Annotated in this window: 15 protein-coding genes and 2 rRNA genes; 16 read left to right on the top strand and 1 reads right to left on the bottom strand. The window is 71.3% G+C overall.

Annotated features, from left to right (window positions below):
* Positions 1-226: 226 nt before the first annotated feature.
* From C8E87_RS27210 to C8E87_RS27230, 5 genes are all read left to right on the top strand, one after another.
* A 23S ribosomal RNA gene (locus C8E87_RS27210) occupies positions 227-3349 on the top strand.
* A 118-nt stretch (positions 3350-3467) separates the two neighbouring features.
* A 5S ribosomal RNA gene (gene rrf, locus C8E87_RS27215) occupies positions 3468-3584 on the top strand.
* A 133-nt stretch (positions 3585-3717) separates the two neighbouring features.
* Positions 3718-6537: a tetratricopeptide repeat protein gene (locus tag C8E87_RS47000; RefSeq protein ID WP_438866147.1), complete on the top strand. Its 2820-nt coding sequence runs from the start codon at positions 3718-3720 to the stop codon at positions 6535-6537.
* On the top strand, positions 6534-7541 hold the full coding sequence (locus C8E87_RS27225; RefSeq protein ID WP_133875724.1) for an HAD-IIA family hydrolase: 1008 nt from the start codon (positions 6534-6536) through the stop codon (positions 7539-7541). Before C8E87_RS47000 ends, C8E87_RS27225 begins: the two co-directional genes overlap by 4 nt.
* A 30-nt stretch (positions 7542-7571) precedes the next feature.
* The gene (locus C8E87_RS27230) at positions 7572-10154 is read left to right on the top strand and encodes an ATP-binding protein (protein WP_133875725.1); all 2583 of its coding nucleotides are present in this window, start codon (positions 7572-7574) and stop codon (positions 10152-10154) included.
* A 4-nt stretch (positions 10155-10158) separates the two neighbouring features.
* Here C8E87_RS27230 and C8E87_RS27235 read toward each other — a convergent pair whose 3' ends face one another.
* Complete coding sequence (locus C8E87_RS27235) at positions 10159-10494, bottom strand: alkyl sulfatase C-terminal domain-containing protein (protein WP_133875726.1); 336 nt, start codon at positions 10492-10494, stop codon at positions 10159-10161.
* A gap of 108 nt (positions 10495-10602) precedes the next feature.
* Here C8E87_RS27235 and C8E87_RS27240 point away from each other — a divergent pair, with 108 nt between their 5' ends.
* From C8E87_RS27240 to C8E87_RS27290, 11 genes are all read left to right on the top strand, one after another.
* Positions 10603-11562, top strand: coding sequence for a phasin family protein (locus tag C8E87_RS27240; RefSeq protein ID WP_438866149.1), 960 nt, complete (start codon positions 10603-10605; stop codon positions 11560-11562).
* A 3-nt stretch (positions 11563-11565) separates the two neighbouring features.
* On the top strand, positions 11566-11832 hold the full coding sequence (locus tag C8E87_RS27245) for a hypothetical protein (protein ID WP_133875727.1): 267 nt from the start codon (positions 11566-11568) through the stop codon (positions 11830-11832).
* A 20-nt stretch (positions 11833-11852) separates the two neighbouring features.
* A complete protein-coding gene (locus C8E87_RS27250) occupies positions 11853-12713 on the top strand; it encodes a TlyA family RNA methyltransferase (protein WP_133875728.1) in 861 nt (286 codons plus the stop codon).
* Positions 12710-13603, top strand: coding sequence for an NAD kinase (locus C8E87_RS27255; protein WP_133875729.1), 894 nt, complete (start codon positions 12710-12712; stop codon positions 13601-13603). Before C8E87_RS27250 ends, C8E87_RS27255 begins: the two co-directional genes overlap by 4 nt.
* A 44-nt stretch (positions 13604-13647) precedes the next feature.
* On the top strand, positions 13648-15378 hold the full coding sequence (gene recN / locus C8E87_RS27260) for a DNA repair protein RecN (RefSeq protein ID WP_133875730.1): 1731 nt from the start codon (positions 13648-13650) through the stop codon (positions 15376-15378).
* Between the two features lie 121 nt (positions 15379-15499).
* A complete protein-coding gene (gene steA, locus C8E87_RS27265) occupies positions 15500-16678 on the top strand; it encodes a putative cytokinetic ring protein SteA (RefSeq protein ID WP_133875731.1) in 1179 nt (392 codons plus the stop codon).
* Between the two features lie 16 nt (positions 16679-16694).
* A complete protein-coding gene (locus C8E87_RS27270) occupies positions 16695-17648 on the top strand; it encodes a copper transporter (RefSeq protein ID WP_133875732.1) in 954 nt (317 codons plus the stop codon).
* A 25-nt stretch (positions 17649-17673) separates the two neighbouring features.
* A complete protein-coding gene (locus tag C8E87_RS27275) occupies positions 17674-18504 on the top strand; it encodes a hypothetical protein (protein ID WP_133875733.1) in 831 nt (276 codons plus the stop codon).
* 25 nt (positions 18505-18529) lie between these two features.
* Positions 18530-20101, top strand: coding sequence for a murein biosynthesis integral membrane protein MurJ (gene murJ, locus C8E87_RS27280; protein ID WP_133875734.1), 1572 nt, complete (start codon positions 18530-18532; stop codon positions 20099-20101).
* Between the two features lie 11 nt (positions 20102-20112).
* Positions 20113-21216, top strand: coding sequence for a glycosyltransferase family 4 protein (locus tag C8E87_RS27285; RefSeq protein ID WP_133875735.1), 1104 nt, complete (start codon positions 20113-20115; stop codon positions 21214-21216).
* Position 21217: 1 nt separating this feature from the next.
* Positions 21218-23443, top strand: coding sequence for a hypothetical protein (locus C8E87_RS27290; RefSeq protein WP_239080356.1), 2226 nt, complete (start codon positions 21218-21220; stop codon positions 23441-23443).
* The last annotated feature ends 26 nt before the right edge of the window (positions 23444-23469 follow it).

A 23469-nucleotide genomic window follows, 5' to 3' on the forward strand; every position in this document is an offset into this window, starting at 1 on the left:
AACGCAGGAGCTGGTGCGGCTGGGGAGGGCGACACAAGAGAGCACCCTGTTGGGTCCTGAAAGAACAACCTGTTGTGGTTGGGATTTCAGTGCCAGGCATGACCTGGTTTCGTATACCACTCGTGGGAGCCGGTAACGGCGCCGAGGTTCGGTACGGAACTGTTCGGGTTGTGGGTTGGTCGTTGGTTGAGAATTGCACAGTGGACGCGAGCATCTTGTTTTCTGTGGTTAAGTTGTCAAGGGCGAACGGTGGATGCCTTGGCACCAGGAGCCGATGAAGGACGTGGGAGGCCGCGATAGGCCTGGGGGAGCTGTCAACCTAGCTGTGATCCCAGGGTGTCCGAATGGGGAAACCTGGCACGAGTCATGTCGTGTCATCCATGCCTGAATACATAGGGTGTGTGAGGGGAACGCCGGGAAGTGAAACATCTCAGTACCGGTAGGAAGAGAAAACAATAGTGATTCCGTGAGTAGTGGCGAGCGAAAGCGGATCGAGCCTAAACCTTGCGTGTGTGATACCTGTCAGGGGTTGCACGTGGGGGGTTGTGGGACCTGCTTACCTCATCTGACAGTGGGGTGGAGAGTTACAAAGTGTGCGGTTAGTGGAACGGTGTGGGAAAGCCGGCCGTAGAGGGTGAGAGCCCCGTATACGAAAGTCGCATGCCTCTTTGCAGTGTTCCCGAGTAGCAGCGGACTCCTAGAATCTGCTGTGAATCTGCCAGGACCACCTGGTAAGGCTGAATACTTCCTGGTGACCGATAGCGGACGAGTACCGTGAGGGAATGGTGAAAAGTACCCCGGGAGGGGAGTGAAATAGTACCTGAAACCGTTCGCCTACAATCCGTCAGAGCCTTAGCTGCAGCAATGCGGCGGGGTGATGGCGTGCCTTTTGAAGAATGAGCCTGCGAGTTAGTGGCACGTGGCGAGGTTAACCTGTGTGGGGTAGCCGTAGCGAAAGCGAGTCTGAAGAGGGCGTTTTTAGTCGCGTGTTCTAGACCCGAAGCGGGGTGATCTAGCCATGGGCAGGTTGAAGCGTGGGTAAGACTGCGTGGAGGACCGAACCCACCAACGTTGAAAAGTTGGGGGATGACCTGTGGTTAGGGGTGAAAGGCCAATCAAACTCCGTGATAGCTGGTTCTCCCCGAAATGCATTTAGGTGCAGCGTCGTGTGTTTCTTGCCGGAGGTAGAGCACTGGATGGTCTAGGGGGCCTACAAGCTTACCGAAATCAGCTAAACTCCGAATGCCGGTAAGTGAGAGCGCGGCAGTGAGACTGCGGGGGATAAGCTTCGTAGTCGAGAGGGAAACAGCCCAGATCACCAGCTAAGGCCCCTAAGCGTGTGCTAAGTGGAAAAGGATGTGGGGTCGCTTAGACAACCAGGAGGTTGGCTTAGAAGCAGCCATCCTTTAAAGAGTGCGTAATAGCTCACTGGTCAAGTGGTTCCGCGCCGACAATGTAGCGGGGCTCAAGCACACCGCCGAAGCTGTGGCACTCACACATTCATCCGCAACAGGACTTGTCTTGTTGTGCAGTGGTGTGGGTGGGTAGGGGAGCGTCGTGCTACCAGGGAAGCGGCGGGGTGACCCAGCCGTGGAGGTTGCACGAGTGAGAATGCAGGCATGAGTAGCGAATGAAGAGTGAGAACCTCTTCCGCCGGATGACCAAGGGTTCCAGGGCCAGGCTAATCCGCCCTGGGTGAGTCGGGGCCTAAGGCGAGGCCGAGAGGCGTAGTCGATGGATAACGGGTTGATATTCCCGTACCCGCAAAAGAACGCCCAAGACGAACCTGCTTGTACTAACCGCGCAAAGCTTTCAATGGTTTCGGCCGGCGAGAGTGGAGTCCGGGATCTCGGGTGGTAGTAGTTTAGTGATGGGGTGACGCAGGAAGGTAGCTGGTCCCAGGCGGTGGTTGTCCTGGGGTAAGCGTGTAGCCCGGACTATAGGCAAATCCGTAGTCCATTGAGGGTGAGACGTGATGCCGAGCCGTTTCAGGTGAAGTCAGTGATCCTATGCTGCCGAGAAAAGCCTCTAGCGATGTTCTGAGCGGCCCGTACCCTAAACCGACACAGGTGGTCAGGTAGAGAATACTAAGGCGACGGGTGAACTGTGGTTAAGGAACTCGGCAAATTGCCCCCGTAACTTAGGGAGAAGGGGGGCCGGACGCGTGAAGCCACTTGCTGGTGGAGCGTGGTATGGCCGCAGAGAGCAGGGGGAAGCGACTGTTTACTAAAAACACAGGTCCATGCCAAGTCGTAAGACGATGTATATGGACTGACGCCTGCCCGGTGCTGGAACGTTAAGGGGACCTGTTAGCCTGTGAGGGCGAGGCGGAGAACTTAAGCGCCAGTAAACGGCGGTGGTAACTATAACCATCCTAAGGTAGCGAAATTCCTTGTCGGGTAAGTTCCGACCTGCACGAATGGCGTAACGACTTCCCCACTGTCTCAACCACAGGCCCGGCGAAATTGCAGTACGAGTAAAGATGCTCGTTACGCGCGGCAGGACGGAAAGACCCCGGGACCTTTACTATAGCTTGACATTGGTATCCGAATTTAATTGTGTAGGATAGGTGGGAGCCGGTGAAGCTCGGACGCCAGTTCGGGTGGAGGCAATCTTGAAATACCACTCTGTTGGGTTTGGGTATCTAACTTGCGGCCCTGATCGGGTCGAGGGACAGTGTCTGGTGGGTAGTTTAACTGGGGCGGTTGCCTCCTAAAGGGTAACGGAGGCGCCCAAAGGTTCCCTCAGCCTGGTTGGCAATCAGGTGTTGAGTGTAAGTGCACAAGGGAGCTTGACTGTGAGACTGACGGGTCGAGCAGGGACGAAAGTCGGGACTAGTGATCCGGCACTTGCGTGTGGAAGCGGTGTCGCTCAACGGATAAAAGGTACCCCGGGGATAACAGGCTGATCTTCCCCAAGAGTCCATATCGACGGGATGGTTTGGCACCTCGATGTCGGCTCGTCGCATCCTGGGGCTGTAGCAGGTCCCAAGGGTTGGGCTGTTCGCCCATTAAAGCGGTACGCGAGCTGGGTTTAGAACGTCGTGAGACAGTTCGGTCCCTATCCGCCGTGCGCGTTGGATACTTGAGAAGGGCTGTCCCTAGTACGAGAGGACCGGGACGGACGAACCTCTGGTGTGCCAGTTGTCCCGCCAGGGGCACGGCTGGTTGGCTACGTTCGGAAGGGATAACCGCTGAAAGCATCTAAGCGGGAAGCTCGCTTCGAGATGAGGTATCCCACCACCTTGAGTGGGTAAGGCTCCCAAGAGACTATTGGGTTGATAGGCCGGAGATGTAAGCCAGGTAACTGGTTCAGTTGACCGGTACTAATAGGCCGAGGGCTTAACCACCCTAAACATATGAGCGCGTCCACTGTGTGATTCACAGCAAACGAACAACCAGAAGCACCAGCCCCCAATTGCGTCGGGGTGTGGGTTGCTGACACTGGTTTGTTCTGCTGATAGCTGTTTCGGTGGTCATAGCGGAGGGGAAACGCCCGGTCTCATTCCGAACCCGGAAGCTAAGCCCTCCAGCGCCGATGGTACTGCACTCGGGAGGGTGTGGGAGAGTAGGACGCCGCCGGACTTAACGTCACAGCCGAGGGCCACCCCGTCCGGGGTCGGCCCTCGGCTGCTTTTCTATGTCTGCCCCCGAGTAACTTTGAACGTTGAGGCGAGCCCGCCAACCTGAGGGCCGGCCGTACCGGAAGGATTGATCCGTGACTACTGGACCGCAGGATGACGGCGGCTCCGGCCCCCGCGACAACGAGCGCCAAGGCGGCCGCGGCCGCGACGGAGACCGTGGCGGTTTCCGGGGCGACCGGGAGCGGGGAGACCGCGGAGACCGGGGCGGCTTCCGTGGCGGCGACCGCGACCGGGGCTCCTCGAGCGGCGACCGCGGTGGCTTCCGTGGCGGCGACCGTGACCGTGGTGGTTACTCGGGCGGCGACCGTGGCGGTTTCCGGGGTGGTGACCGTGACCGGGGTGGCTACCGTGGCGGCGGCGACCGTCCGCAGGGCGGCGACCGTGGCGGCGACCGTGACCGTGGTGGTTACTCGGGCGGCGACCGTGGCGGTTTCCGCGGTGGTGACCGCGACCGCGGCGGCTACCAGAGCGGCGACCGCCGTGGCGTGACCGGCGGCGACCGTGACCGTGGTGGCTACTCGGGCGGCGACCGTGGCGGATTCCGCGGTGGTGATCGTCCCCAGAGTGGCGGGTATCGCGGTGACCGTCCCCAAAGTGGCGGCTTCCGCAGCGGTGGTGACCGTCCCCAGGGCGGTGGGTATCGCGGTGACCGTCCCCAGGGTGGCGGCTTCCGCAGCGGTGGCGACCGTGACCGCGGCGGTTACTCGGGCGGCGACCGCGGTGGTTACCAGGACCGTGGTGGGTTCCGTGGTGGTGACCGTGACCGGGGTGGTTACCAGGACCGGGGTGACCGTCCCCAGGGCGGTGGCTTCCGTGGCGGCGACCGCGATCGGGGCGGCTACCAAGACCGGGGCCAGGGCCGGGACGACCGTGGCGGGTTCCGTGGCGGCGACCGTCCGCAGGGTGGCGGCTACCGCAGTGGTGGCGACCGTCCGCAGGGTGGCGGCTACCGCAGTGGTGGCGACCGTCCGCAGGGTGGCGGCTACCGCAGTGGTGGCGACCGTCCGCAGGGTGGCGGCTACCGCAGTGGTGGCGACCGTCCGCAGGGTGGCGGCTACCGCAGTGGTGGCGACCGTCCCCAGGGTGGCGGCTTCCGGAGCGGCGACCGTGACGGTGGTGGCTACCAGAGCCGGGGCGACCGTCCGCAGGGCGGCTATCAGGACCGTGGCGGCTACCAGAACCGGGATGACCGGCAGGGCGGCGACCGTGACGCCGGCGGCGCGCGGAGCAGCTACCAGGGCGACCGCGGCGGGTTCCGTGGCGGCGACCGTGACCGTGGCGGCTATCAGGACCGGGGCGACCGTGGCGGGTTCCGTGGTGGTGACCGTCCGCAGGGCGGCGACCGGCCCGGCAACCGGGGTGGCAGCGGCTTCCGTGACCGTCCGCAGGGCGACCGGCCGTTCCGCGACCGGCCCCAGGGCGACCGCGGCGGGTTCCGTGGCGGTGACCGTGACCGTGGCGGCTATCAGGACCGCGGCGGCCAGGATCGCGGCGGCTACCAGGACCGTGGGCCGCGCCAGGGTGGCTTCCGGGACCGCGACGACCGGGGTCCCCGCGGGGGCGGCTTCAACCGGGACGACCGAGGCCCGCGCGACGGCGGGTTCCGCGACCGGGACGACCGTCCGCGGGTGCGTGACGACCGGGACGACCGGCACCCGGCCCGCGACGACGACCCGCAGGCTTTCCAGGCGCCCGAGATCCCCGAGGAGATCGAGGCGGCCGACCTCGACAAGGAGGTGCGTTCCGAGCTGCTGACGCTGGCCAAGGACATCGCCGACAAGGTCGCCCGGCACCTCGTGGCGGCCGGTCAGATCATCGACGAGGACTCCGAGCTCGCGCTGCAGCACGCCATCGCGGCCCGGCGCCTCGCGTCGCGGATCGCCGTGGTGCGGGAGGCCGTGGGCCTGGCGGCGTACGCGGCCGGGGACTGGACGACCGCGATCGCCGAGCTGCGCACCTACCACCGGATGACCGGGCGGCAGACGCACCTGGCCGAGCTGGCCGACTGCGAGCGCGCGCTGGGCCGTCCCGAGCGGGCCATCGACCTGTTCCGCGGCGCCGACATCGAGAAGATGGACAAGAGCGGCGCCATCGAGCTGCTGATCGTGGCGGCCGGCGCCCGCGGTGACCTCGGGCAGCACGAGGCGGCGGTGGCGATGCTGCAGGTGCGGGAGCTGACGGCGGACGAGGACGCCGAGTGGGCGGCGCGGCTGCGTTACGCGTACGCGGATGCCCTGCTGGCCGCCGGCCGGCGGGAGGAGGCGCGGGACTGGTTCACCCGGGCCGCGGCGGCCGACGACGAGGGTCTGACCGACGCGGCCGAGCGGCTGCTCGAGCTCGACGGCGTGACGATCGAGGACGAGGAGTTCGAGCCGTCCGTGTCCGACGAGCAGACCGGCACGACCGCGGACGAGGAAGAGGACGAGTTCGAGGACGACGACGAGCCGCGCGCCGGCCTCGACGAGGACGAGGACGACGACTACGACGCGGACGACGAGGATGACGAGCCGCAGGTCCGCCGCGTCGAGAGCGCCGAGTTCGGAGCCGGCGAGGACGACGAGGATGACGATGACGATGACGAGGACGACGACCGTGTGACCGAGCCGGTCGCGGTCGACGGCGAGGGTGACGAGCCGGTCGATGTGGCGGAGACCGACGTCAACACCGACCCGGTGGCAGTCGAGGACGTGGCCGAGGAACTCGAAGCCGACGCCGAGGAGCTCGCGGACGCGAAGGCCGACGAGGACGCGAAGGCCGACGAGGACGGGAAGGCCGACGAGGACACCGACGCCGGCGTCGTGAAGGACGAGAAGGCGGGCGACCAGGACGGCAAGACCGCCGGCGACGAGTTCGTCAGCGGGACCGAGCACGAACCGAAGAGCCCGCAGGCGTGAGCGGCGACGATCTGGCCGGCGGCTACGACCTGGTCGTCTTCGACCTCGACGGCGTCGTCTTCCTGATCGACAAGCCGATCGCCGGCGCTCCCGAGGCGGTCGAGCGGCTGCACGAGCGGAACACCGCGGTGGCGTACGCGACCAACAACGCGTCACGCCGCGCCGCGGAGGTGGCCGAACTGCTGACCGGCATGGGTGTGCCGGCCCGGCCGGCCGAGGTGCTCACCTCGGCCGGCGCCGCGGCCGCCGTGCTCGCCGACAAGCTGCCCGCCGGTTCGCCGGTGCTGGTGGTGGGTGCGGACGCGCTGCGGGCCGAGGTGACCGAGGCCGGCTTGACCCCGGTCGAGTCGCTCGACGACGAGCCGGTCGCCGTGGTGCAGGGCTACGGCCCCGAGGTGGGGTGGCGCGTTCTGGCCGAGGCGTCGCTGGCCGTGCGGGCCGGCGCGCTGTGGGTGGTCACGAACACCGACCGGACCCTGCCCAGCCCGCGCGGCCCGCTGCCCGGCAACGGGTCGCTGGTCGCCGTGCTGCGCACCGCCCTCGACCGCGGACCCGACCTGGTGGTCGGCAAGCCGGAACCGGCCCTGTTCACCACGGCGGCCGCGCTGTCGCACGCCGAGCGGCCGCTGGTCGTCGGGGACCGGCTCGACACCGACATTCAGGGCGCGGTCACCGCCGGTGTGGACAGTCTGCTGGTGCTGACCGGGGTGAGCGGCCCGGCCGACCTGCTGTCGGCCGAGCCGGGCCGGCGTCCCACCTTCGTGGCGGCCGACCTGTCGGGCCTGTTCCGCCCGGCGGAGGACGCGGCTCTGCCGTTGCGCGCCGGCGAGGCGGGTGGCTGGCGGGTGTCACGCGACGGCGGCTCGGCCACGCTGGACGGCTCGGGCGACCCGGTCGTGGCTCTGCGCCTGCTCTGTGCGGCCACTTGGGACGGTGTCGCGCCTGCCGCCGTCAGTGGCGCCTCGGACGCGGCACGCGAGCTCCTGTCCTCCTGGGGTTTGTGAAAGGCCCAGGGGCGTCCGTACGATCCGCCCATGACCGGGGAACCCGCCGACCCCGGCCGAGCCCGGACCCTCGACGACCTGATCGGGGTGTTGCGGTCGCTGAAGGCGTGGGCCGGCGACCCGTCGTACGACACGATCACGACCCGGGTCAACGCCGCGTGGGTGTCCGCGGGGCGTCCGGCCGGTGACCTGACCCGCAAGTCGACGCTGGTCGACTGTTTCAAACTGGGCCGCCGGCGGCTCAACACCGACCTGGTGCTGGCCGTCGTCCAGGCGCTGCACCCCGACGAGGGTTACGTGGCGCGGTGGCGGCAGGCCCTGCGGGTCGTGCTCGGCGAGTCCGAAGCCGCCGCCCAGGTTCGGGTGCAGGATTTCCTCCCACCTCCGTCACCGCGGTTCACCGGACGCGACGCCGAACTCGAGCGGCTGCGCCGGGCCGCACCGGACAAGCGGGCGGCCGGTGACACCGTGGTCATCTCGGCCGTCGAGGGCATGGCGGGGGTCGGCAAGACGCAGCTCGCCGTCCACCTCGGACACCAGTTGTGCCGCGAACGAGCGTACGAGCAGGTGTTGTTCGTCAATTTGCGCGGGTTCCATCCCGATCCGGCGCAGCCCCCGGCCGACCCGTCGGCGGTGCTCGACGGCTTCCTGCGCCTGCTCGGTGTGCCCGGCCAGCAGATCCCGCACGAGCTGGCGGACCGCAGCGCGCTCTATCGCGACCGGCTGGCCGGAACCCGCGCGCTGGTGGTGCTGGACGACGCGGCCACCGCCGAACAGGTGCGCCCGCTGCTGCCCGCCACGTCCGGGTCCCTCGCCGTGGTCACGAGCCGCCGGAGCCTGCCCGGCCTGCGTTCGGCGACCCGGCTCAACCTCGACGTCTTCCGCCCGTACGAGGCCGTCTCGTTCCTGACCGACGCGGTGCCGGACGTGCCGATCGGGCCAGACGCCGACGCCGCGGCCCGCATCGCCCGTCGCTGCGGGCACCTGCCGCTCGCGCTGGGCCTGGTCGCCGCGCACATCCGTGGCACACCGGGCTGGACGCTGACCGACCACGCCGAGCGGCTCGACGAGCGGCACCGCGACCAGCGGCTGGACGACGGGGTCGAGCTCGCCCTGGACCTGTCTTATCGGCACCTGCCCGCCGAGCAGCGCCGTCTCCTGCGACTGGCCGCCCTGCACCCGGGTCACGACCTCGACCCGTACGGGGTCTCGGCTCTGACCGGTGTCGACGAGAGCGCCGCCCGCGCGGGGCTGGACCAGTTGTGCGCCGACCACCTGCTGCAGCAGTCCGCGCCGGGCCGATACACCTTTCACGACCTCGTACGCGCTTACGCCACCGTCCGCGCCGTCGAGGAGGAACGCCCGGCCGATCGTCGTGCCGCCCTGACCCGGCTGTTCGACTACTACCTGGCCGCAGTGGGCGCGGCCCTGGACACTGTGCATCCCGGGGACGCGCACCGCCGGCCGCCGGCGCCCACGATCGGCACGCCGTTGCCCGCGCTGGGCGAGGAGGACGTCGCCGTGCCGTGGCTCGACACCGAACGGCCGACCCTGGTGACCATCGCCGCGCACACCGCCACGCACGGCTGGCCCGGTCACACGGTGCGGCTGGCCCGGGCCCTCTTTCGCTATCTCGACGGCGGTTACTACCACGACGGTCTGACCCTGCACGGGCACGCCGTGCAGGCCGCCCGCCGCCTCGCCGACGGCCCGGCCGAGGCGCACGCCCTGGCCAACCTGGCCATCGCCTGCATGCGGCTGGGCCGCTACGGGCCGGCGAGCGAACACTCCGAGCAGGCCCTGGAGTTGTTCCGGCGGGCCGGCGACACCGAGGGGCAGGCGCGGGTCGTCGGGAACCTGGGCATCATCGCGAAGCGGGCCGGCGACTATCCGGCGGCGGCGGAGCAGCACCGGCGGGGTCTGGCCCTGTACCGGCTGGTCGGCGATCGCGTCGGGGAGGCCAGCCAGCTGGGCAGCCTCGGACTGCTGGCGCAACGGTCGGGCCGTTACGAGGAGGCCGTCGGGCACTACGCGCGGGCGCTGCCGTTGTGCCGCGAGGTGGGCGACCGGATCGGGGAGGCGCACATGCTGCACGGCCTCGGTGTGGTCGAGGCCAAGGCCGGGGCGTACGGGCCCTCGGACGAGCACCTGCGGCAGGCGCTGGCCCTGCACCGGCAACTCGGCAACCGCGGCGGCGAGGGCGGGGTGCTCGACGAGCTGGGGTCGCTGTACCTGCGCATGGGTGAGCCCGAGCGGGCCGCCGAGCACTACCGGCGGGCGCTGGGCATCTTCCGGGAGCTGGGTGACTCCGACAGCGAGGCGTGGGTGCGCAACGGGCTCGGCGAGGCGGCCGGGGCCACGGGACATTCGGCCGAGGCCGTGACCCAGCACGCGGCGGCGCACGCCATCGCCGTCGAGATCGGCATGCCGGACCAGCACGCCCGTGCCCATGCGGGGCTCGGGCGCGCTCACCGCGCGCTCGGCGACCTTTCCGCCGCGCGGACGCATTACGACCGCGCGGCCGCGCTCTACGGCGGGCTGGGCTGGCCCGAGGCGAGTGAGCTGCGGGCCGAGGCGGGCGGGCTCGGTGGTGACCCGGGGGCGGGCGCCTGAGCCGTCAGAGCAGTTTGCGCAGCTTGAGCAGGTCGAACGGGTTCGCCTTGACCTTCACCTGGCCGGAGGCCACCGCGCGGGTGACGTCGAGCCGGCCGGCGACCAGGGCGACGAGGTCGTCGCTGCCGGCGATCAGGGCGATCTTGGCGTTGGGGTCGTCGCCGTCGGCGATGTCGGTCAACAGGCCGCCCGACAGCCGGCCGTGGAAGGCCGTTTCGAGATCGGGCACGCGGCACGCCAGCGTGCGGTCGAAATCGAGTTTGCCGCGCGTCTCCGCGTTGCGCTCGAGCCGTGCGGCAAGGCCGTGCAGCGCCTGCCGGCACTCGTCCACCGTGGCCATCGGACCCCTTTCCTCGCGACATGCGGTCGGCGTACCGCACCGTACCTCACGAACTCCTCCCAACCGCCCGGTAGCGTTGCACCCGAAGAGCCGCGAGAGGAGCGGAACATGCCGGACGCATGGCGGGCGTATCTGGAGATGGCGCTCGGACTGACCGAAGCACCACGCAAGCGTGCCCAGAAGGTGGCGGGCGAACTGGTCAACCGGGGCGGGGCCACGGCCGCGCAGCTGCAGGGGCTGGTCGACGATCTGCTGTCGGCCGGCATGGCCAACCGTGAGGCGCTCACGAACATCGTGCGCTACGAGGTCGACAAGGCGCTCGGCGTGGTGGGGCTGGCCACCGCCGATGAGGTCACCGAGCTGACCACCCGCGTACGGGATCTGGAACGTCAGCTCCGGGAGGCCGAGGCGCGGGCGCCGGGCAGCACGCCCAGCGAGGGTGTCGGCGGCGCCCGGGTCGACGAGCCGGCGCCGCTGCCGCGCAAGACGGTGGCGAAGAAGGCGGTGGCGAAGAAGGCCGCCCCCAACAAGATGCCCTCGGCGGGCACCGGCCCGGCCTCGCCGCCCGCGAACATCGCACCGGTCGCGGAGCCTGCGGCAAAGGCGGTTCCGGCGGCCAAGGCGGTTCCGGCGACAAAGGCTGCCCCAGCGAAGAAGGCTGCCCCGGCGAACAAGGCGGCCGCCGCGGAGATGGCGGCTCCCGCGGAAAAGCCGGTGAAGAAGGCCGTGGCAAAGAAGGCGGTGGCCAAAAAGGCGCCCGCCAAGGCCGTTCCGCCGCCCGACGAGGTGATCCCGGCCGAGGTGCGGGCGACCGCGAAGGCCGCACCGGCCACTGAGCGGGCCGAGTCGCAGGGCGCTCGCCCGGCCCGCAAGACCGCCGCCAGAAAGGCGGTCGCGAAGAAGACGACCCCGCCCGCCCCGGCCGGCACGGCTGACGCGCCGACCACCCCGGTGAAGGAGGCCGCGGCCGCCACCGAGCTGCCGCCGGCCAAGAAGGCGCCGGCTCGCAAGGCGGCGCGCAAGGCCGTCGCGCCCTCGTTCGTCGAGCCGCAGAACCCGGAGGCGTAACGGATGACGTTCCCCAAGCCGGGTCCTCCGCCCGGCGGTTTCCGGCCCGGCCCGCCGCCGTCGCCGCAGCCCGCGCCCGCGGCGGTGAGCCTGCCGCCGGCGGTCGACGAGGCCACCGGCCGGATCGTCGAGCAGACCGGGCATCCGGCGGTCGACGAGGTGCTGCGGTCGCTGGCCAACGCCGCCCGTCTGGCCCCGGCCGAGCAGATCGCCGAGTACGAGGCGGCTCACCAGGTTCTCCAGGAGACCCTGGCGAGCATCGATCGCTGAGACATGGACATGAGGAACTGATGGCTCGTCGTGCTCGTCTCGACGCCGAGCTGGTGCGCCGCAAGCTGGCCCGCTCGCGTGAGCAGGCCGCCACGCTGGTCGAGGCCGGCCGCGTGCAGGTGCGCGGCTCGGTGGCCCGCAAGGTGGCCGCGATGATCGACCCGGCCGACCCGGTGGTGGTCACCGGCGACGACCCGGCGACCGAGTACGTGTCACGCGGCGGCCACAAGCTGGCCGGCGCGCTGGCCGCGTTCGGGCCGCGAGGGCTCGCCGTGACCGGCCGCCGCTGCCTGGACGCCGGCGCCTCGACCGGGGGCTTCACCGACGTGCTGCTGCGCGCAGGCGCCCGGCAGGTGGTGGCGGTCGACGTGGGGTACGGCCAGCTGGCCTGGCCGATCCGCACCGACGAGCGGGTCGTCGTGTTCGAACGCACCAACGTGCGGGCGATCACGCCCGAGTCGATCGGCGGCCTCGTCGACCTGACTGTGGCGGATCTCTCGTTCATCTCGTTGCGCCTGGTGCTGCCCGCCCTGGCCGCCTGCACGGACACCGGCGGCGATCTCGCGCTGATGGTCAAGCCGCAGTTCGAGGTGGGCAAGGAACGGGTCGGCGCGGGTGGCGTCGTACGGGATTGGCAGTTGCGGGCCGAAGCCGTGCTCGACGTGGCTCAGGCCGCTGGTGAGCTGGGGCTGGGGGTGGCCGGGGTGGCGGCGAGCCCGTTGCCGGGGCCGAGCGGCAACGTCGAGTTCTTCGTCTGGTTCCGCCGGGGTGCTCCGGCCGCCGATCGTGCGGAGATCGAAGAAGTGGTCGCCGCCGGGCCCGCGATCAAGGTAGCTTCTGCCGGGCCGGAGCAGCCGGCAGCCCCCTTGGAGGACACATGACGCGCTCGGCCCTGCTGGTCACGCACACCGGCCGGCGGCAGAGCACCCAGCACGCGCGTACGGTGGCGCGTGACCTGCTGGCGGCCGGTTTCGAGGTGCGGGTCATCGCCGAGGAGGTGGCCGATCTCGACCTGCCGCCCGAGGTGACCACGGTGGAGGGCCCGACGCCGGCGGCGGCCGAGGGCGTCGAGATCGTGCTGGCGATGGGCGGCGACGGCACGTTCCTGCGCGCCGCCGAGCTGGCCCGCCCGGTCAAGGCCCCGCTGCTCGGCATCAACCTGGGCAAGGTCGGGTTCCTGGCCGAGGCCGAGATCGACCACCTCGACGAGGCCGTTCAGGACGTCGTCGACGGCGCGTACAAGGTGGACGAGCGCCTGACGCTGGAGGTGCGGGCCGAGTACGGCGGCCGCGTGATCGCCGAGTCGTGGGCGCTCAACGAGGTCAGCGTCGAGAAGGGGCAGCGGGCCCAGATGCTCGAGTTGCTGGTCGACGTCGACGGCCGCCCGCTGGCCCGGTACGGCTGCGACGGCGTGGTCTGCGCGACGCCGACCGGTTCGACGGCGTACGCGTTCTCGGCCGGCGGCCCGGTGGTGTGGCCCGAGGTCGAGGCGCTGCTGCTGGTGCCGATCAGCGCGCACGCGTTGTTCAGCAAGCCGTTGGTGACCGCGCCGACGTCGTCGTTCGCGTTGACGGTCGACCCTTACACCTCTTTCGCGGTGCTCTGCTGTGACGGTCGCCGCACCTGGGATCTGCCGCCGGGGGCCAAGGTCACCGTCGAGCGCGGCGAGCTGCCCGTACGGCTGGTTCGCCTGCAACCGCGGCCATTCACCGACGTGCTCGTGGCCAAGTTCGCGCTCCCGGTGGAGGGGTGGCGCGGCAGCAAGCGGTGACCACCGGTGGGCAAATGTCGGGGGGCACCGATACTGTCTGCCCTGTGCTGGAGGAACTGCGCATCACCGGGCTCGGCGTCATCGACGACACGACGCTGCGGCTGACGGCGGGCATGAACGTGATCACCGGTGAGACCGGTGCCGGGAAAACCATGGTGGTGACCGGTCTGGGCCTGCTGTTCGGCGGCCGGGCCGACGCCGGGCGGGTGCGCGCCGATCCGGGCCGCGCGGTGGTCGAGGGCCGGCTGCGCCTGGGCGGCAAACTGGCCGGCGAGGTGGCGACCCGGGTGTCCGACGCCGGTGGCGAGGTCGACGACGACGGTTCGGTGCTGCTGAGCCGCACGGTCACCATCGAGGGCCGGTCCCGGGCCCACGTGGGCGGCCGCAGCATGCCGGTGTCGATGCTGACCGACCTGGGTGAGCGGGTGCTGGCCGTGCACGGCCAGTCCGACCAGCTGCGCCTGCTGCGCCCGGCCGAGCAGCGGGCCGCGCTCGACCGGTTCGCCGGCCCCGAGCACGAGAAACTGCTCGACACCTATCGCGAGGCGTTCACCCGCTGGCGGGCCGTGGCCGACGATCTGGCCGACCGCCGCCGTAACGCGCGGGCCCGCTCGCAGGAGGCCGACCTGCTCAAGCTCGGCCTCGACGAGATCAGCCGGGTCGACCCGCAGCCCGGTGAGGACGACGAGCTGCGTAACGAGGTGCAGCGCCTCGAGCACGCCGAGGGCTTGCGGGTCGCCGCCGCGCTGGCGGCCCAGGCCCTGGCCGGCGGGGTCGAGGTCACTGAGGAGACGCCCGACGCCACTCAGCTGCTGGGCACGGCCCGGCGCACGCTCGAGGCGCAGGCCCAGGTCGACCCGATGCTGGGCGAGCTGGCCGGGCGCATCGAGGAAGCCGCGACCCTGGTCGGTGACGTCTCGTCCGAGCTGTCGGCCTATCTGAGCAGCCTCGACGCCGACCCTGCCCGCCTCGAGCAGATCTACGAGCGCCGCGCCGCCCTGCGCGGGCTCACGCGCAAGTACGCCGACGACGTCGAGGGCGTCATCGCCTGGGCCGAGCAGGCGCGCGCCAAACTGGCCGTGCTCGACTCGTCCGACGAGCTGCTCGACGAGCTCGACAAGGAACGCCGCCGGCTCGAGGCTCAGGTGACCGAGCTGGCGGCCCGGCTCACCGAGGCGCGGGCCGAGGCGGCAGGCCGGTTCAGCGAGGCGGTCAGCGTCGAGCTGGCGGGCCTGGCCATGCCGCACGCCCGGGTCGAGGTCGCCGTGGTGCCGCGCGCGGTCGGCAAGGACGAGCCGCCGATGGGCCCGGACGGCGCCGACGAGGTCGAGCTGCGGCTGCTGGCCCATCCGGGCGCCCCGTCGCTGCCGCTGCAGAAGGGCGCCTCCGGTGGCGAGCTGTCCCGGGTGATGCTGGCGATCGAGGTGGTGTTCGCCGGCGCCGGTGGCCCCGAGACGCTGGTCTTCGACGAGGTCGACTCGGGGGTGGGCGGCACGGCCGCGGTCGAGATCGGCAAGCGCCTCGCGCGGCTCGCGCGCACCCACCAGGTGCTGGTGGTGACCCACCTGCCGCAGGTGGCCGCGTTCGCCGACCGCCACCTCGTGGTGGCCAAGGACACCGGCGGCGCGATCACCACCAGCGGGGTGCGGGTGGTCGAGGAGACCGAGCGTGCCCGGGAGCTCTCGCGCATGCTGGCGGGATTGCCCGATTCCGATCTCGGCATCGCCCACGCGGAGGAACTGCTGGCGGTGGCCGGGCGTGAGAAGAGGGCCTGAGCAGGCAATTCGGTCATGTCCCCATGACCGGCAGGAACGAGTGGGGCAAATGCCCCTTTAGTGGGTGAGATCGCGCATGTCGCGTGCCAGGCGCGTGATTCGGCATGTCAGGATGGCCGTGATGCGACTTCCCACCTTGCGCCGCGCGCGGAGCACCGATCCCGATGCCCTCGCCGGCACCGCCCGCCTCGACCGCCGGACCAAGCGTCTGACCGGCCGGCTGCGCCCCGGCGACATCGCCGTGATCGACCACGTCGACATCGACCGGGTGGCCGCCGACGCGCTGGTCGCCGTCGGGGTCGCCGCCGTGCTCAACGCGAAGCCGTCGATCTCGGGCCGTTACCCCAATCTCGGCCCCGAGGTGCTGATCAAGAACGGCGTCGTGCTGATCGACGACTTCGGCGAGGAGATCTTCGAGCGGCTGAGCGAGGGCGACTCGGTGGTCATCGAGGGCGACACCGTGCTGCTCGACGGCGAGGCGGTCGGCACCGGTGTCCGGCAGGACGCCGAGACCGTGGCCCGCTCGATGGCCGATGCCCGCGAGGGCCTGTCGGTGCAGCTCGAGGCGTTCGCCGCCAACACCATGGACTACTTGAAGCAGGAGCGTGAGCTGCTGCTCGACGGCGTCGGCGTGCCCGACGTGCGTACCCGGATCGCCGGCCGGCACGTGCTGATCGTCGTGCGGGGCTATGACTACAAGGACGATCTCGACGTCCTGCGGCCCTACATCCACGAGTACAAGCCCGTGCTGATCGGGGTCGACGGCGGCGCCGACGCGCTGGTCGAGTCCGGGTACACCCCCGACATGATCATCGGGGACATGGACTCGGTCACCGACGACGTGCTGCGCTGCGGGGCCGAGGTGGTCGTGCACGCCTATCCCGACGGCCGGGCCCCCGGTCTCGAACGGGTGCACAAGCTCGACGTGGCCGCGCTGACCTTCCCGGCCGCCGCCACCAGTGAAGACCTGGCGATGCTGCTGGCCGACGACAAGGGCGCCACCCTGATCGTGGCGGTGGGCACCCACGCCAACCTGGTCGAGTTCCTCGACAAGGGGCGCGGCGGCATGGCCTCGACGTTCCTGACCCGGCTCAAGGTCGGTGGCAAGCTGGTCGACGCCAAAGGGGTGAGCCGGCTCTACAAGCAGAACATCTCCGGCTCGGCCCTGCTGCTGCTCGTGCTCTCGGCGACCGCCGCGATGGCGTCGGCGGTGGCCGTCTCCACGGTCGGCAAGGCGTACCTGACCGTGGTTTCCGAGTGGTGGGACAATCTGGTCTTCCAGCTCGGCCATCTTTTCTGACTACGGGGCTTTCGTCGTGATCAACTTCCGGTACCACGTGGTGTCGCTCACCGCGGTCTTCCTGGCCCTGGCCATCGGCCTGGTCGTGGGCACCGCCGCGCTCAACGGTCCGTTGGCCGACAACCTCAAGAGCCAGATCACCGCCCTCAACAAGGACCTGTCCAACAAGCGCGACGAGATCAACCAGTACCGCGACGAGATCAACCGCAGCCAGGAGTTCGCCACCGAGATCGCGCCGACCGTGCTCAACGGCAAGCTGGCCGGTCGCAAGCTGGCCGTGCTGGCGCTGCCCGGCACCGACCAGTACGCCGACAAGGTGATCTCGATGCTGACCGTCGCAGGCGCCACGATCACGGCGAAGGTCACCGTGCAGGACAAGTTCTTCGACCCGGCCGTCGGGCTCGAACTGCTCGACCTGGCCAGCGAGACGTCGCAGCCGACGATCAGCACCAGCGAGCTGCCGGTCAACAGCGACGGCGTCGAGACGGCCAGCGCCCAGCTCGCCCTCGCGCTGCTGCAGCGGCCCACCCTGGCCGGCGCGCCCCCGGCCACCCAGCCCGCCCCCGGTGACGTGACGGCGGTGCTGACCGCGTACAGCAAGGCCAGCTACATCGAGGTCGACGACAAGGCCACCGGCGGCGCCGAGGCCACCGTGATGATCACCGGGGCGCCCGCCGTCGACAAGGACGCCGCGAAGAAGGCCCAGTCGCTGGTCACCATGGCCACCCAGTTCAGCAACGAACGCCGCCTGGTGATCGCCGGGGTCGGCGTGGGCGACGGCAACGTGATCTCGGCCGTGCGCGGCGACCCGACCCTGGTCAAAAAGATCTCCACGGTGGACAACGCCAGCACCGCCGACGGGCAGGTCGCGGCGGCCATGGCCACCGTCGAGCGGGTGGCCGACGACAAGACCGGCCACTACGGGCTGGCCGCCGGCGCGGCGTCGCTGGTGCCCAAGGCCGCCTCCTGACGCCGGGTCTCTAGACTTCCCAGCCATGGCTACCCTCCGCTCGTTCGGCACCGGCGCGGCCGTCGCCCGGGCCGCGCTCGCCTGGATCCGCCGCGACCAGCACGCGGGTGCGCTCGAGCGCACCAACTTCCACGGACGGACGGTCACCCTGGCCGGTGGGCCGGCGCTGGCCGCCGGCGCGACCACGGCCGCGGCGCTCGGCGCGGGCAGCGGCCGGCTCGCCGCGGCGGCGGTCACCGCCGGGGCGGTCTCGGGTGCGGTCGGGCTCTACGACGACATCGCCGGCAACCGCCCCGAGCAGAAGGCGGCCAAGGGCTTCGCCGGACACCTGGGCGCGCTGCGTGAGGGCCGGGTCACCAGCGGCCTGGTCAAGATCGCCGGGGTGGGCGCGGCGGGGCTGGTGGCGAGCGCGCTGATCGGCAGCGACCGGCCGGGCAGGGGCGGGCGGGCCGCCGACGTGCTGCTCGGCGCCGGCGTCATCGCGGGAATGGCCAACCTGGTCAACCTGCTCGACCTGCGCCCCGGGCGGGCCATCAAGGCCGGTGTGGTCGTCGGCGCGCCGCTGGCCCTGGGCCGCCGCGGCGGGGTCGCGGCGGGCACGCTGGGCGCCTCGGCGGCGCTGCTCCCCGACGACCTGGGCGAAGAGATCATGCTGGGCGACGCGGGCGCCAACGCGCTGGGCGCGCTGCTCGGCGTCGCGCTGGTGGCCCGCAGCGGCCCAGCCGGTCGGCTGGCCGCGCTGACCGTGCTGGGCGCGCTCACCGCGGCCAGCGAAAAGGTCAGCTTCACCCAGGTCATCCAGGACACGCCGTGGCTGCGCCGCCTCGACGAGCTGGGCCGCCGGGGGCCGTCGTGACCGGCCTGAAAGAAGCGGTCGCGGTTTGACCCGGGCTCCCGCGGCGAAGATCGCCGGGGCCGCGGCGCTGATCACCGTCCTGACGGTGCTGGCCCGCATCGCCGGGTTCGGGCGCACCTTCGTCTTCCTGCACACCGTCGGCGACGGCGGCCTGGGCGACATCTACAACGCCGCCAACACGATCCCCAACATCGTCTTCGAGCTGGTCGCCGGAGGAGCCCTGGCCGGCCTGGTGGTGCCGCTGCTGGCCGGGGCGGTCGCGGCCGGTGACCGCGAGCGGGTCAACGCCGTGTCGTCGGCCCTGCTCACCTGGGTGCTGGTGCTGCTCGTGCCGCTGGCTGTGCTGGTCGCGCTGCTGGCCGGCCCGATCGCTGGGCTGTTCGACGTGCCGGCCGCCCACCAGCAGACCGCCGCGAGCATGCTGCGCGTCTTCGCGCCTCAACTTCCCCTGTACGGGGTCGGGATCGTGCTCACCGGCGTGCTGCAGGCCCACCACCGGTTCGCCTGGCCGGTGATCGCCCCGCTGCTGTCCAGCGTGACCGTGATGGGCGCCTACCTGTCGTACGCGGCCGTCGACGGCGCCGGGACCGGGTTCACCGGCCTGACCCGCACAGGCGAGCTGCTGCTGTCGGTCGGCACCACCTGCGGCGTGGTCGTGCTCGCGCTGTGCCTGCTCATCCCGCTGCGCCGGCTGCGGCTGCGGCTGCGCCCGGCCCTGCGCTTCCCCGGCGACGCGGGCCGCCGCGCGGTCCGGCTGGGCTGGGCCGGCGCCGTCACCGTCGGCTCGCAGCAGCTGATGACGATCACGGCGATCGCCCTCGCCACCGGCGACAACGGCGACCTGACCCGCTACAACGCGGCGCAGACGGTCTTCCTGCTGCCGTGGGCGGTGCTGGCCGTGCCGGTGGCGACGGCCGTCTACCCGAGCCTGTCGGCCGCCGCCGCTCAGGGCGACGAACCGGCGTACCGCGAGGCGCTGTCGGCCACCGCCCGTACGGTGATGCTGCTGGCCGGCCTCGGTGCGGCCGCCCTGATCGCGGTGGCCGGGCCGGCCGCCGTCCTGCTCGACGCCGCCCCTGCCTCGTCCGGCATCGTCGGTTTCGCGCCCGGACTGCTCGGCTACGCGTTGTTCGCCCTGCTCTCGCGCGCCCTGTACGCCCGGGGCGCGACGGCCGCCGCGGCGTTCGCGGCCGCCGTGGGCTGGGTGGTCGCGGCCGGCTCGGCGTTGGCCCTGATGACGCTGGGTCCCCACCTGCTGGTGTTCGGGCTGGGCCTGGCCAACAGCATCGGCATGACGGTCATCGGGCTGCTGCTGGTGCTCGCCGTACGCCGGCACGCCGGGGCCGCCGCGCTGGGCGGGCTGGGCCGCACCACGCTGGTCACCGTGCTCGCCGGGGGCCTGGCAGCGTTCGCCGGGTGGGGCGTGGCAGCCGGGCTGGGGAACCTGCTGGGCCCGACCCCGCAGGTTGCCGGCAGCGTTGTGCAAGGCATATTGGGTGGGCTCGCCGTGCTCGTGGTCTTCGTGGGTGTGGTCTACCCACTGGCCCGGCACGACCTGGCGCCGCTGGCCCGCCGGCTGCGGCGCCGCTCGGCCTAGAAGGAGAATCTGTGGGCGACGACTGGCGTGGTTCGGTGGCTCTGGTGCTGGCCTCCAGCACCGGAGGGGTCGGCCAGCACGTCGCCTCACTGGCCCGCGGCCTGGTCGCGGCGGGCTGCGACGTGCTGGTGTGCGGCCCGTCGGCCACCGACGAGCTGTTCGGCTTCACCGCCGCCGGCGCGGCCTTCGCCGCCGTCGAGATCCCGGCCAGTCCCGGCCCGCAGGACGCCGGGGCGGTCCGCCAGCTGCGCAGCGCCCTGGCCGCCGCCCGGCCCGACGTCGTGCACGCCCACGGCTTCCGGGCCGGGTTCGTCGCCCAGCTCGCCCGCTCCGGGGCCCCGCTCGTGGTCACCTGGCACAACGCCGTGCTGTCCCGCAAGGGCCTGCGCGGGCAGGCCTCGGCCCTGGTCGAACGGGTCGTGGCCCGCAGCGCCACCCTCACCCTGGGCGCCTCCGAAGACCTGGTCGAACGGGCCACTGAGCTCGGCGCCCGCAACGCCCGGCTGGGGGCGGTCGCCGCGCCCACCCTGCCCTCGCCCCGGCGCACCCGCTCGGCTGTGCGCGCCGAGTTCCGGCTGCCGCCGCAGACCCCGCTGATCCTCTCAGTCGGCCGGCTGCACCCGCAGAAACGCTACGACCTGCTCATCGAGGCGTCGGCCCGTTGGCGCGAGCTCGACCCGGCCCCGGTGGTCGTCGTGGCCGGCTCCGGTCCCAGCTACATGGCGCTGGCCCAGCTCGCCTCGCGCAAACACGCGCCGTTCCACCTGCTCGGCCGCCGCAACGACGTGGCCGACCTGCTGCTCGGGGCCGACCTGGCCGTGATCACCAGCGACTGGGAGGCGCGGCAGCTGTTCGCCCAGGAGGCCCTGGAATCGGGCGTGCCGCTGATCAGCACGGCCGTGGGCGGGTTGCCCGGGCTGGTCGGCGACGCGGCCGTGCTGATCCCGCCGGACGACGTGGACGCGCTCGACAACGCCGTACGCGCGATGCTGGCCGACCCCGAGCTGCGGGCCGATTACGCCGCCCGGGGGCCCGAGCAGGCCGCCACCTGGCCGGGGGAGGCCGACACGGTGGCTGACGTCCGGGCCGCGTACGGCGAAGTGACAGGTTCTTGAGGTGAAAGCTCTCGACCGGTTGCGCCGCGTCCGCCCGCCGTCGGCTCCCGACGGTCCCCGGGCCGCGCGCTGGGTTCCCCATCTGATGGTGGTGCTGATCGCCGTCGCCGCCCTGGCCGGGCTGACCATCCGGCCGGTCAGCGACACCAACCCGGGCAGCGCCGACTACGTGATCCTGGCCGGGGCGGCCGGGCTGCGCTGGGACGACCTCGACCCGCAGCGCACGCCCACCCTCTGGCAGGAGGCGACCAAGGGCTCGATCGGCTGGCTGTCGGTGCGCTCGGCGATGCGGGTGACGTGCCCGTCCGACGGGTGGCTCACCCTCGGCGCGGGCAACTACGCGGCCTGGCCCCGGCACACCACCGGCCGCGTCTGCGAACCCGTCCAACCGGCGCTGACCCGGCCCGACGACATCGGCGCCAACCTCACCGAACAGCGCTCGGTGGTGCAGAACAATCAAGACCGGCTCCCGTACGGGGCGGTGCCCGGCGCCCTGGCCGAGTCGGTGCGCTGCACGTACGCCTTCGGGCCGGGCGCGGCCATGGCGGCGGCGCGCCCGTTCGGCCGCGTCGACAAATACCAGCCCGAGTTCCCGGCCGACAGCGACGGCCTGCTCTCCGACTGCAACCTGAGCATCGTGGACCTGGGCTCGGTCACCGGCAGCGGCGAGCAGCGCCGCCGGAAGGCTCAGGCGGCCGACGCCACGCTGGCCCGGGTGCTGGCCGCCCGCCCGCCGCGCTCGCTGCTGATCGTGGCGGGCGTCTCGGACACCGAACGCTCCAACCGGCTGCACGTGGCGATCGCCGAGGGGGAGGGCTGGAACGGCGGCCGGCTCACCTCGGCCGGCACCGGCCGCGACGGTTACCTGCAGCTGATCGACCTGGCCCCGACCGTGCTCACCGCGCTCGGCAAACCCCTGCCCGAGCGGCTGTTCGCCGGGCGCAGCGTCACCGTGGTCGAGGACCGCCCGGCCGACGTCGCCGACGCCATGCTGGGCGTGCACAACGCCGACCACCGCTCGACCGCCCAGACCGCGGTCGCCGAGATCTTCTTCACCGTCCTGGCCGGCCTGCAGATCCTGCTGTTCCTGCTGGCCGTGCCGGTGATGGTGCGCGCCCGCCGGCACGCCGGGCCCCGCGGCCCGGCCCTGCCGCCGCCGCGGATCGTGGCCGCGCTCGAGCTCGCGCTGATCGCCGCCTCGCTGGCCATCCCGGCCGCCCTGGTCGCCGACGCCACCCCGTGGTGGCGCAACGCCCACCCGGCGTGGGTGTTCGGCACGGTCACGGCGCTGTTCATCGCGATCGGCACCGCGCTCATCCGGTTCGCCCCCCGCTACCCCCGTACGCTGTGGCCGCTCGGCGCCGCGTCCGGCATCGCCGCCATGGTGGTCGGGCTGGACCTGCTCACCGGGGCCCAGTTGCAGCTCAACGGCGTGGCCGGCTATTCGGCGGTCTACGGCGCGCGTTACGCCGGCGTCGGCGGGGTCGGGCTCGGCGTCTTCGTGGCCGGTCTGCTGGTGCTGGCCGGCTCGCTGTCGCAGTGGATCGTCAAGCGCTGGCGCCCGGTTGTGGTGGTGTTCCTCGGCGGCATCGGCGTGGTCATGGTCGGCAGCCCCTACCTGGGCGCCGACCCGGTGGGGGCGGTCGCCCTGACCGCCGGGGTCTGCGTGGCCGCGGCCATCTCCACCGGGGGCTGGCTGACGTTCCCGCGGTTCGCGTGGGCCGCCGTCGCCGGTCTCGGCGTGACGATCGGGTTCGCGCTGCTCGACGTGCGCCGCCCGGCGCCCGAGCAGAGCATCCTCGGCCGGGTGCTGACCGAGCTGCTCAACGGCACAGCGGGCCCGGCCATGTCGCGCACCGCCGCCGCCAACGGCCAGGCCCTGCTGGACAGCCCGCTGACGCTGCTGGCCGTGGCTGGGGTCCTGATGCTGGCGTTCTGCCAGTTCTCGCCGTGGGGCGGGCTCAACCGGCTCTTCGGGCTGCACCCGGCGCTGCGGGCGGCCGGGGCCGGGGTGACCGTGACGACGCTGATCGCCGGGATGCTCAACGGCTCGGCGCTGAGCGTCGCCGGGGCGGCCGCGGCCACCGCGGTGCCGATCGCCGTGCTGACCGCGCTGCGGGTGCTGCTGCACGCGGCCGACCGCACCCGCCCCGAGGGCGAAACCGACGGTCCCGGTGGGCCTTTGCTGCGCGAAGATCCTGCTTTGACCACCCGGCAGCCCGGCTGACACGCGTCCCGAGCAGCCCGAACCCG

Source organism: Paractinoplanes brasiliensis (genome assembly GCF_004362215.1).
Taxonomy (GTDB): domain Bacteria; phylum Actinomycetota; class Actinomycetes; order Mycobacteriales; family Micromonosporaceae; genus Actinoplanes; species Actinoplanes brasiliensis.

Bases quoted from the DNA above. Each gene is read 5' to 3' on its own strand.
- steA (WP_133875731.1), top strand. From the start codon at position 15,500: ATGCGACTTCCCACCTTGCGCCGCGCGCGGAGCACCGATCCCGATGCC.
- C8E87_RS27230 (WP_133875725.1), top strand. From the start codon at position 7,572: ATGACCGGGGAACCCGCCGACCCCGGCCGAGCCCGGACCCTCGACGAC.
- C8E87_RS27275 (WP_133875733.1), top strand. From the start codon at position 17,674: ATGGCTACCCTCCGCTCGTTCGGCACCGGCGCGGCCGTCGCCCGGGCC.
- C8E87_RS27250 (WP_133875728.1), top strand. From the start codon at position 11,853: ATGGCTCGTCGTGCTCGTCTCGACGCCGAGCTGGTGCGCCGCAAGCTG.
- C8E87_RS27255 (WP_133875729.1), top strand. From the start codon at position 12,710: ATGACGCGCTCGGCCCTGCTGGTCACGCACACCGGCCGGCGGCAGAGC.
- C8E87_RS27240 (WP_438866149.1), top strand. From the start codon at position 10,603: ATGCCGGACGCATGGCGGGCGTATCTGGAGATGGCGCTCGGACTGACC.
- C8E87_RS27245 (WP_133875727.1), top strand. From the start codon at position 11,566: ATGACGTTCCCCAAGCCGGGTCCTCCGCCCGGCGGTTTCCGGCCCGGC.
- C8E87_RS27235 (WP_133875726.1), bottom strand. From the start codon at position 10,494: ATGGCCACGGTGGACGAGTGCCGGCAGGCGCTGCACGGCCTTGCCGCA.